This window comes from Planomonospora corallina, assembly GCF_042650625.1.
GTDB lineage: Bacteria > Actinomycetota > Actinomycetes > Streptosporangiales > Streptosporangiaceae > Planomonospora_B > Planomonospora_B corallina.
Map to the genome: position 1 here is coordinate 191513 of NZ_JBHSBM010000024.1, position 9424 is coordinate 200936.

Consider the following 9424-nt stretch of genomic DNA (forward strand, 5'->3'; position numbering starts at 1 on the left):
CGCTCGATCCGTGCATGGCGGGGGCCGGAGCGGGCAGCGTCGATCGTATGGCGTGCCGTATCAGCGAGTTGGTGATCGACAGTCGCGATCCTGAACGTCTTGCCGCGTTCTGGTGCGATGTGCTGGGCTACGTCGTCCTCGGTCGGGCCGAGGGCGGCGTCGAGATCGGTCCTGAAGCCGAAGGCTTCGGCGGGCTCCAGCCGACGATCGTCTTTAATCCAACAAATCACCCTAAAGTTGGTAAATTGCCCTTGCATATCGATGTGAATCCCACCGACCGTGACCAGGACGCCGAGCTCGAGCGTCTGCTGGCCATCGGCGCCGTGCACGCCGACGTCGGCCAGACGGGCGAGGAGTCCTGGTACGTCCTGGCCGACCCGGAGGGCAACGAGTTCTGTCTGCTGCGCCGGCGTCTGAGCGGCTAGCTCCGGGATCGGGACTCCTGGGAGGTGCCCGCGACCGGACCCGGCGGCGCCTCGGCCGCGTCGAGGAATCCCGCCGCCGCTTCGACGCCCGAGGGGCGGGATCGCCCGTCCGCGAGGTCCCGCGCAGGGGGCGCGGGAACCGGCGTGGACGCGAGGGCGGAGAGCGATCGGCCGGTGGGCCGCGGTACGGTACGGCATCCGCCCGGACCGCGGAGAGGAGCCGTGTTGAACCCCGTCACCTATGTGGAGCCCTCTGATCCCGGCCCCGAGATCCCGTTGGACGGCGGTGACGTCACCGAGGGCGTCGTGCGCGTCGGTGACACGGTGCGCCGCCCGCTCGGCTTCAACGCCCCGCTCGTCCATGCCCTGCTCCGCCATCTGGAGGCGGTGGGGTTCGCCGGAGCCCCGCGCTTCCTCGGCGTCGACGCGGCCGGACGGGAGGTGCTGACGTTCGTCACGGGCGAGGTCGCCGGGCGGCCCCGGCCCGCCTGGGTCGCCGACGAGGCGCGGCTGGCCTCGGTCGGCCGTCTCGTCCGCTCCTATGACGACGCGGCCGAGGGTTTCGTCCTCCCCGATGGGGTCCGGCCGTTCCAGGGGATCGCCGAGCCGCCGGGCATGCCGCCCGCGCCCCCCTATCCGGCCGAGCTGGTCGGGCACATGGACTTCACACCGGACAACATCGTCTTCCGGGACGGCGAGGCCGCCGCGCTCATCGACTTCGACCTGGCCAAGCCGGTCACCAGGGTCGAGGAGGTGTTCAACGCGATGCTCCACTGGGCTCCGCTGGGCGATCCGGCCGACGCCGACCCGCCGCTGCGGGACGCCGACGTGCCGCGCCGCTGCCGGATCCTCGCCGACGCCTACGGGATGTCGGACGTGGATCGCTCCCGTCTCGTCGAGGTCGCCGTGCTGAGGACGCGGCGGTCGTGGTTCTCGATGCGGCAGCTGGCCGAGGAGCGGGGCGGGGGCTGGGCGCGGATGTGGCGGGAGGGGGTCGGCGACCAGATCAAGCGGCGGGAGGCGTGGCTGGAGCGGAACGGCGCGGCGGTCGAGGCGGCGCTGACCGCCCCGTAGCTCCCGTGGCGCGCCGGGCGGATCGGGTGGACCGGGCGGGCCGGGCCGGGAGCGGCCGGCGGTGACGCCGGGAGCCGGTTCACCTGCCGCGTCTCCAGAGGCTGCCCGTCGTCAGGTCGAGGTCGTACACGCGTTCGCTCATCGCGCCCCGGACGAGGAAGGAGCCGCGCTCCGACCAGCCGAGGCCGGCGTCGAGGAAGTCGTCGCCGGGGAACACCGGTGTGACGCTGGACAGGCGCCTGCCGGTCCAGGTGTCGAAGGTGTCGAGACGCGACTCGGGGCCCCGGACGACCACCAGGCGGCGTCCGTCCGGCCGAAGGTGGTAGGTGTCCTCGGGAACGTCCGTCCTGAGGGTCCTGAGGGGGAGGCTCAGCCGTTCCCTCCCCCGGTGGTCGAGCACGAGGACCCGCGAGGCCGTCGTGGCCACGATCCCGCTCCGGTTGAGGTCGTGGACCCGCCGGGCGCCGTGGATCGGCACCGCGGCCCAGGTCCTGGTGTCGACGACCCGCGTGTCCTCCCCGACCAGTGCGACATATCTGCTCTGGCCGGCGAAGACGGGCGCGGGAACGCGGGCGTCGGGCAGGCCGCCGGTGAGGTGGTGGACGCCTCCGGAATCCTGATACACCATGCGGCGGGCGTGCCTTTCCAGATAGACGACGGCCTTCTCGTCGGGGCTGAGGACGGATGGCGCGAGACGGGGTGCTCCGCCTTTCCCGATGACGTACGGTGCGGCCTGCGGGAACGGCTCCCCGTTCACCAGCCACGACCGGCAGGGGTCGTCCATCTGGTCGAACCACGGGCAGGTGGGTTCGTCGTATTCCCGCACCGTCTCGAACGCGGCCGTGTGCTCAGGAAACGACCTCGGCATCGAATATTCGGGCAATTCGCGCTGTACGGCGTGACCGGGCGTGAGCAGCGCACCCGACAGCACGATCGCGGTGCCCGCGAGATAGAGGTTCCGCGCCGACCACCGGCGGATGGCCGGCTCGGCCCGGGCCGCGTCCTCGGGTGTCCCGGATGCCGGTCCGGCGCCCAGGTTCCGGGCGGCGAGCGGTACGGCCGCCGCCGCGGCGGCCATGACGGCGGCATGGGCGAGGCGGGCCGGTGTGACGCCCTGGCCCGCCAGCAGATGGGCCGAGGCCGCCACGGCGCCGCCCAGGCAGAGCAGCCAGGCGTCCCGGTGGATCCTCGCCCCGCCCCGGGCGCGGGGCTCCGGGGGCGGTAGCCGTACGCCGTCGGTGCGGATCCGGGGCGACAGCCGCACGCCGTGGAGGACGGAGGCGGCGCACCAGCCCACGACCAGGTAGAACGGGTCCCCGGTGAGGCACGCCACGGGCACGGTGAGGGCGAGAGCGGCCAGTCTCCGGCGGCGCAGGCCGGTGAAGTGGTCGATGACCCGCCGGGCCTCGGCGACCGTGGGGGAGAAGCCTGACATCGCGGCGAACCTGGTGAGCCGCTCCTGGGTGACCGGCAATGCCGCCGCCAGCACGGTGGCCGCGACGGCCACCCAGAAAATTGTCAGGGGTATTGTCACTATGCTTAACCATATATGGTGCTATCTCGTGGCTTCGGGCGATATATGGCAGCAATTCGGTCTCGTCACATGGCGTGCGCAGCGTAAACGGCTGCAGGGCGCGGTGTCCCTCGGACTGTCGTCCGCGGTCATCGCCGCGGGAATGTGGTGGACGGGGTCGGTGACCCCGCATATCCGCTGGGAGCTCGACAGCTTCTTCCTCCATGCCATTGTGGACGAGAACGGGCTCCTGTCCGCCGATGTGCATATTTCTATAGACAATGAAGGAATGGTCCCCTTCACCCTCACCGGTATCTCGGCGGACATGCCGGGTCTCCGCCTGCTGCCCGACCCCGGGCCGGAGGAGCCTTCCGAGGTCACCGTGGCGGGTGGCGACGTGGAAGCCCTGGTCAGGCGCGTCGTCATCACCGACTGCGCGGCGGTGCCGCACGAGCCTCAGCCGGTCCGCGTCTCCTACCGGTCCTGGACGGGCTCGAGGACGGTGGAGGTGGTGTGGGACTCGTGGTGGCTGGGCGGCCCAGGGGGGCGCGTCCCGGTCGCCTGGCAGCGCGGCCTCGCCGCCGAGGTCTGCAACGACGCGGTGAACCCGTCGCTCTGACGGGCCCGCTCATCCGTGGACGGCACGTCTGGAAGGAGGCGGCGCATGCGACCCGTCACGAAGATCACCACCGGTCTCGTCCTGGTCTTCGGAGCCTTCCGGCTCGAAGGGTTCGATCTGCTCCTCGACCCCGTCGGGTGGGGACTGTGCGCGGCCGGGCTGCTGGGGCTGCGGTACCGCGACGACGACTCCTTCGGCAGGGCCGCGTACTGCGCCGCCGCCATGCTCTGCCTCTCCATCGTCGCCACGGTCACGTCCACCGCGGATCCGGGACACCTGCGGACGGTCTCCCTCATCGTCCAGGTGATCGGCCTCGCCGCCGCCGCCGGCTCCCTGGTCACCGTCTGGCTGGTCACCGACGCCGTCATCGGGCGGGTCCACGCCGGCGGCGACACCTCCAGGGCCGCCCTCCTCGACGTGCTGCGCTGGGCCGTCACCGGCCTGGGAGCGCTCGGCACCGCGGCCGGGTACGGCTACGCCGACCTCGGCGCCGTCATCTCCGTCGCCTGCTTCGCGGCTGGCGTGGTCCTGATCGCCGTGCTCTACCGCTCGGCCCGCCTGCCGTACCTGTCCGCGGAGTGGGAGCCCGTGGCGGACTGGTGCTTCAGCTAGCGGCCTCCTTCACAGGCGACCAGAACTGCAGCTTGAACAGGGCGAAGCCGATGGCGTCCGCCGTGAAGCCGTCGTGGCGGAGGAGCCTGCGGTGGGCCTTGAAGCGCCACTCGTGCTCCCGGCGACCGAGATCGAACTCCTCGTGGTGGTCGAGTTCTCCGGAGGAGCCGCTGATCGCGCAGGTCTTCCCGGAAGTCAGGCGGACGCTTCCCGACCGGCTCTCGTCCCAGTCCGGGGTGGTCGGCTCGCCGTCCCAGAGTTCGTACGCGATGAGAACGTGGTCGCAGCCGCCGGTGTCGAGCGCGATGGCGTTGGGGCCGCTGTCGATCCAGTCCTCCCCGCGGTCGAGATCGGAGAGGCCCGGCTCTCCTCGGACGTCTTCCACTCCGGCCGGGTATCCCCGGATCCTCCGGCCACGGAGCACCTTGATGATCTCTGTCATGGCAATCCTCGGGGGCGTGTGCGGCGGGTGAGCACGCCGATCATGGCGGACGGGGCCGACAGGATCGGATCCGCGGCCGGTTCACGGGAGGGGGTCCTCCGCCGGCCGTGGCCGCCTCGTCCACTCGCATGGCGACGTGGCCGACGTGGCCGAGGTGGCCGAGGTGGCCGGGCACATGGAGCTCACGCCCGGCGCATCACTGAGGACGCGGCGGTCGAGGTGGTGCTGACCACCCCGCAGCCTCTTTTGGATAGTACTTCTATCTAATTATGGGATAGCATCACTATCCAAAGAAAGGTGATGTTCATGACCGTGATCGTCCTTGTCGTGGCCACGCTGGGATTCCGCCTGCTGGGTGCGGCGCCCGGCCTGCCCCGCTTCACCACCTGGCGGGTGAGCGCCGCGCACGGCCTGGCCGTCATGCTCGTGATGACGGCCGGCGCCCACTTCGTCCCGCCGGGCGTGACCTTCATGCCGAACCACGCCGACATGGTGGCCATGGTCCCGCCGTTCGTCCCGCTCCCCGCCCTCGTGGTCTATCTGACCGGTGTCCTGGAACTGGCGGGAGCGGTGGGCCTCGTGATCCCGGCCACTCGGCGGGCGGCCGGGATCTGCCTGGCGGTGCTGTTCGTGCTCATGCTCCCGGCCAACGTCCACGCCGCGCTGGCCGGGGTCACCCTCGCCGGAGAGGCGGTGACACCGCTGGGGCAGCGCGTCCCCGAGCAGATCCTCTACATCGGTGTGGCGCTCTGGGCGGCGGGCGCCGCAGCGGAGCGGTCGAGCCGTGCGGCCTCTGTGCGCAGCGCGTCTCCTGCGCGCTGAAAAGGAGGCGCCGGGCCCGGAGCGCGTTTCCCGTCGATGCCGCCGGTGAGGACGGAACCGCGCATCCGCGCTGGAGGTGAGCACGGCAGGCCCGCGGAATGTCGGGGGCGTGGTGCATGATCACACCGGCGTGGCCGTGCGGGCCCCGCGGGCCGGAGGGAGAGAGATGGCCGAGGTGCTGCTGTTCCACCACGCGCACGGGCTGACGCCCGGCGTCCGGGAGTTCGCCGATGCGCTGAGGAAGGCCGGTCACACGGTCCACGTCCCGGACCTGTACGAGGGCCGCGTCTTCGACGTCCTGGAGGAGGGGGTCGCCCACGCCCGGGAGACCGGCTTCGGCACGCTCGCCGAGCGCGGCCGGGCCGCCGCCGGGAGGCTCCCCGCCGAACTGGTCTATGCCGGTTTCTCACTCGGCGTGCTGCCGGCGCAGATGCTGGCCCAGACCCGGGCCGGGGCGAGGGGAGCGCTGCTCTTCCACGCCTGCGCCCCCGTCTCCGAGTTCGGCGGCCGGTGGCCCGGGGCGGTCCCGGTCCAGGTGCACGGGATGGAGGGCGACGCGTTCTTCGCCGGGGAGGGCGACCTCGAGGCGGCCCGGGAGCTCGTCCGGACGGCCCCGCGGGCCGAGCTGTTCCTCTACCCCGGCGACCGGCACCTGTTCACCGACGCGAGCCTGCCCTCCTATGACGAGCGGGCCGCCGCGCTGCTCACCGAGCGGGTGCTCGGCTTCCTGGACGGCGTCGAGTAGCGGCGGCCGTACGGCTCCGCGACCGTACGGCTCCGCGACCGTACGGCTCCGCGACCGTACGGCCCCGCCTGCTCCGCCCGGGCGGAGCGCCGCCCTCACAGGCGTTCCTGGCGGGGCAGGAACACCTCGCGGACGATGAGCAGCAGGGCCGCGGCGATCGGGATGCCCAGCAGGGCGCCGACCACGCCGAGCAGGGCGCCGCCGAGCAGGGCGCTGACGATCGTGGCCAGCGGCGGGACGTCCACCGAGCTCTTCATCACCCTGGGCGCGATCAGGTAGTTCTCGATCTGCTGGTAGACGGTGAAGAAGACGATGCAGACGATGCCCACCGTGGGGGAGACGAAGAACCCCACCAGTGAGGCGGCTCCCGCGCCGATGAACGCGCCGACCAGCGGGATGAGGTCGGTCAGCGCCACGACCAGTGACAGGGCCAGCGCGTACGGCACCTGCATGACGCTCAGGAAGACGAAGGTCGTCACCCCGGCGATCAGCGAGACGATCAGGTTCCCGGCGACGTAGCCGCCGACCTGCTGGATGATCTCGTCGCCGAGCAGGCGGGCCCGGGTGCGGCGGGAGCGCGGCACCAGGCGGTACCCCATCTCCTTGATCGAGGTGAGGGAGCCGAGGAGGTAGAGCGTGAGGACCAGCACGGTCACCGAGTTGAAGACGGCGCCGAGCAGGACCGTGCCGAAGCCGAGCACGCCGCCGAACAGCTGGTTGCCGAAGTCGCCGCTGGTGACGTACTGCTGGAGCCTGTCCAGCAGCTGGAAACGCTGGTCCAGGTCGCGGACGAGCGGATGGTTCTGCAACTGCTCCACGTACGCCGGGACGTTCTCCACGAACTCGGCGGACTGCACGGTCAGCGGGGGCACCACCGCCAGGCCGAAGACGGCGAAGAGCGCGATGACGCCGAGGAAGACCACCGTGATCGCGAGCGTGCGCGTCAGATTGCGGCGCTGGAGCGCCTCGACGGCGGGGTTCAGGCCGACGGCGAGGAAGAGCGAGACCACGATGAGGATCAGCACCGAGCCCGCGCCCGCGATGGCCTGCACCAGCAGCCAGGCGGTGAGCACACCCAGGGCGGCGGTGAAGCCGAACACGAACGGGTTGTTCCGCATCGGGCGGCCGGGCCGGCCGAAGGGGGCCTCGGGGGGCGGCGCGCCGGCGGAGGGCACTGTGCCGGCGTCGTCGAGGGCGCGCAGCGGGCCCGCCGAGGTCAGCGGCGGTTCGGGGCCCGCTGGAGGTCCGGGGACCGCCGGGGGCGCCGGAGGCCCGGGTACGGGCTCGGAACCCGCGGGGGACGGCCCGGGAGAGTCCTCGGCCGGAGCCTTCGCCGGGGCGTCCGGTGGGGCGTCCGGCGGCGCGTCCTGAGGCTTCCGCGGTGACGCGCCCGGCCGGGGGGCATCGTCGCGGGAGGTGGGTTCGGGCACCCCCCGCCTCTGCCCGCCATGTGGGGAAATAGTCGGACAGAAAGGAGGGTCGGTTCACGCTGACGTACTGCCGGGGACGGGGCGCGTGCCGCGCAGGGCCGTAAGGAGGATCAGTTCACGCTGACGTACTGCCGGGGACGGGGCGCGTGCCGCGCAGGGCCGTAAGGAGGATCAGTTCACGCTGACGTACTGCCGGGGACGGAGCGCGTGCCCGCGCAGGGCCGTCAGCGCGGCGGAACGGCCGGCGGTGGTGAGCGTGTCACCCGCCCGCAGGCCGAAGGCGTCCAGCAGACGGGTCAGCTCGGTCAGGGAGCCGTCGACCTCCGGATGCCGCTCCTCCTCGCAGCCGATCACGGCGGCCACTCCCGCCCGGTCGGCGGGCAGACCGTCCGCCAGCAGCATGAGGGCCACCTCCCGGACGGACACACCGATCTCGTGCTCGTGGGCGGCCGGAGAGAGCAGGGCGGCCGCCGCGGCCTCCCAGAGCAGGCCGGGATCGTCGAGCAGGCGCCGCCCGGCGGCGGTGGTCACCAGCGCGTGGCCGGCGCGCTCCATCGCGTCCATCCGCTGCGCGGCCTCCCCGGCCGCCGCGGACGGACCGTCCGGCCGGACCCCGCCGGGCTCCGCCCCGCGGCGCAGCAGCCGGCGCAGCACTCCCAGATGCTCCCCGTCCGGGACCGGGATGGGGGCGTGCAGGCGGACCTCGAAGGGCTGGGCCAGCTCCCGCCAGGCCGGGCCCCTGCCCAGCACCCAGCGGTTCAGCCGCTCGCCCTGCACCCGGTGGAGCCAGTTGTCCCCGCCCAGCTCCGCCCGGGGCGTGGTCAGCCAGCGGCGGGTCAGGGCCTCCCGCTCACGGGTGGCGCGGGGGGAGAGCTCCCCGGAGACGATGGCCAGCTCCAGCGCGGCCGAGCAGGCGCCGTGGGCGCCCAGCTCCTCCGGGCCCATGATCGAACTCCACCGCAGCTCCGGCACGTCCGGCGGGAGCACCCCGCGCTCGTGCAGCGCCGCCTGGTAGGCGGCGATCCCGGCGTCCTCGCCGGAGCGGGCGTAGGTGCGCAGGATCCGCGAGGTGATGGGGGAGGCGCACAGCGCCGCGTAACGCTCCAGGCCGCCCAGCCGCAGCAGCCTGCCCAGGGCGCGGGCCGTCGCCGGACGGTCACCGGAGACCTTGGTCGGCAGCGTGTACCAGAGGAACTCGCACACCCCGAGCTCGGTGATCGTCTCCAGCGGCTCGCCGCCGCTCAGCCACTCGATCGCGCTCCGGGCGTCCTCGGCGCAGTCGGGGTCCGACCGCTCCAGCTCGACGAGGAGCGCCGCCACGTCCGGTGCAGGCATGCCTCGAAGTCTGCCGTATGACGGCCTGCCCTGACGATGAACGTGACGTAGTGGATCGCGCACGTCGCCTACCCTACGAAACCAGCTCTAAGCAACTCGTATGTGGACGGTCAGATCCACCTCTGGAAGAGCATCCTGGCATGCCACTCGGAGTACGGGATGTTCTCCGCGGTGAGCACCGGATACAGATACCAGAAGTTGATGAGGGCGAGGAGGAGGAACGCCCCGACGACCCCCGCGCCGATCATCCGGCGCCGCGGTGGTGCGGTGGTGAGGAGGGCGAACGCCCCGGCGAACCCCGTGCCGACCATGTGACGCCGCGGCGGTGCGGTGGCGGGGCCGATGACCAGACCGGCGGCCAGCGTGACGGCCAGCACCATGAACGGCACCATCGGGACCGCGTAGAA

General features: G+C 72.2%; 10 protein-coding genes and 1 pseudogene. 6 read left to right on the top strand and 5 right to left on the bottom strand.

Annotated elements, in window-relative coordinates:
* Nucleotides 1-47 precede the first annotated feature (47 nt).
* The gene (locus ACFOWE_RS22000; protein WP_377290776.1) at nt 48-425 is read left to right on the top strand and encodes a VOC family protein; all 378 of its coding nucleotides are present in this window, start codon (nt 48-50) and stop codon (nt 423-425) included.
* A gap of 225 nt (nt 426-650) precedes the next feature.
* A complete protein-coding gene (locus ACFOWE_RS22005; protein ID WP_377290740.1) occupies nt 651-1499 on the top strand; it encodes a phosphotransferase in 849 nt (282 codons plus the stop codon).
* 79 nt (nt 1500-1578) lie between these two features.
* On the opposite strand, the gene ACFOWE_RS22010 is transcribed toward ACFOWE_RS22005, so the two are convergent.
* The gene (locus ACFOWE_RS22010) at nt 1579-3033 is read right to left on the bottom strand and encodes a hypothetical protein (protein WP_377290742.1); all 1455 of its coding nucleotides are present in this window, start codon (nt 3031-3033) and stop codon (nt 1579-1581) included.
* 28 nt (nt 3034-3061) lie between these two features.
* Between ACFOWE_RS22010 and ACFOWE_RS22015 the strand changes: the two genes are divergently transcribed.
* Both ACFOWE_RS22015 and ACFOWE_RS22020 read left to right on the top strand, forming a co-directional pair.
* Nucleotides 3062-3631 carry a hypothetical protein gene (locus tag ACFOWE_RS22015; RefSeq protein ID WP_377290744.1) on the top strand — a complete coding sequence of 190 codons (570 nt, stop codon included), beginning with the start codon at nt 3062-3064 and terminating at the stop codon, nt 3629-3631.
* Between the two features lie 45 nt (nt 3632-3676).
* The gene (locus ACFOWE_RS22020) at nt 3677-4243 is read left to right on the top strand and encodes a hypothetical protein (protein ID WP_377290746.1); all 567 of its coding nucleotides are present in this window, start codon (nt 3677-3679) and stop codon (nt 4241-4243) included.
* Here ACFOWE_RS22020 and ACFOWE_RS22025 read toward each other — a convergent pair.
* Nucleotides 4236-4685, bottom strand: a complete 450-nt coding sequence (locus tag ACFOWE_RS22025) for a hypothetical protein (protein WP_377290748.1) — start codon at nt 4683-4685, stop codon at nt 4236-4238. The two genes, ACFOWE_RS22020 and ACFOWE_RS22025, sit on opposite strands and share 8 nt — an antisense overlap.
* A 306-nt stretch (nt 4686-4991) precedes the next feature.
* Between ACFOWE_RS22025 and ACFOWE_RS22030 the strand changes: the two genes are divergently transcribed.
* On the top strand, nt 4992-5507 hold the full coding sequence (locus tag ACFOWE_RS22030) for a DoxX family protein (protein WP_377290750.1): 516 nt from the start codon (nt 4992-4994) through the stop codon (nt 5505-5507).
* A 109-nt stretch (nt 5508-5616) separates the two neighbouring features.
* Nucleotides 5617-6252, top strand: a complete 636-nt coding sequence (locus tag ACFOWE_RS22035; RefSeq protein ID WP_377290752.1) for a dienelactone hydrolase family protein — start codon at nt 5617-5619, stop codon at nt 6250-6252.
* Between the two features lie 95 nt (nt 6253-6347).
* Here the strand turns inward: ACFOWE_RS22035 and ACFOWE_RS22040 are convergent, their stop codons facing one another.
* The 3 genes and pseudogenes from ACFOWE_RS22040 to ACFOWE_RS22050 all read right to left on the bottom strand — a co-directional run.
* Entirely contained in the window at nt 6348-7370 is a 1023-nt protein-coding gene (locus ACFOWE_RS22040) for an AI-2E family transporter (protein ID WP_377290754.1), read from the bottom strand.
* 483 nt (nt 7371-7853) lie between these two features.
* Complete coding sequence (locus ACFOWE_RS22045; protein WP_377290756.1) at nt 7854-9017, bottom strand: hypothetical protein; 1164 nt, start codon at nt 9015-9017, stop codon at nt 7854-7856.
* Nucleotides 9018-9127: 110 nt separating this feature from the next.
* Nucleotides 9128-9424: pseudogene (locus tag ACFOWE_RS22050) on the bottom strand (phospholipid carrier-dependent glycosyltransferase); the annotation flags it as partial.

Bases quoted from the DNA above. Each gene is read 5' to 3' on its own strand.
- ACFOWE_RS22040 (WP_377290754.1), bottom strand. From the start codon at position 7,370: ATGCGGAACAACCCGTTCGTGTTCGGCTTCACCGCCGCCCTGGGTGTG.
- ACFOWE_RS22025 (WP_377290748.1), bottom strand. From the start codon at position 4,685: ATGACAGAGATCATCAAGGTGCTCCGTGGCCGGAGGATCCGGGGATAC.
- ACFOWE_RS22020 (WP_377290746.1), top strand. From the start codon at position 3,677: ATGCGACCCGTCACGAAGATCACCACCGGTCTCGTCCTGGTCTTCGGA.
- ACFOWE_RS22030 (WP_377290750.1), top strand. From the start codon at position 4,992: ATGACCGTGATCGTCCTTGTCGTGGCCACGCTGGGATTCCGCCTGCTG.
- ACFOWE_RS22000 (WP_377290776.1), top strand. From the start codon at position 48: ATGGCGTGCCGTATCAGCGAGTTGGTGATCGACAGTCGCGATCCTGAA.
- ACFOWE_RS22045 (WP_377290756.1), bottom strand. From the start codon at position 9,017: ATGCCTGCACCGGACGTGGCGGCGCTCCTCGTCGAGCTGGAGCGGTCG.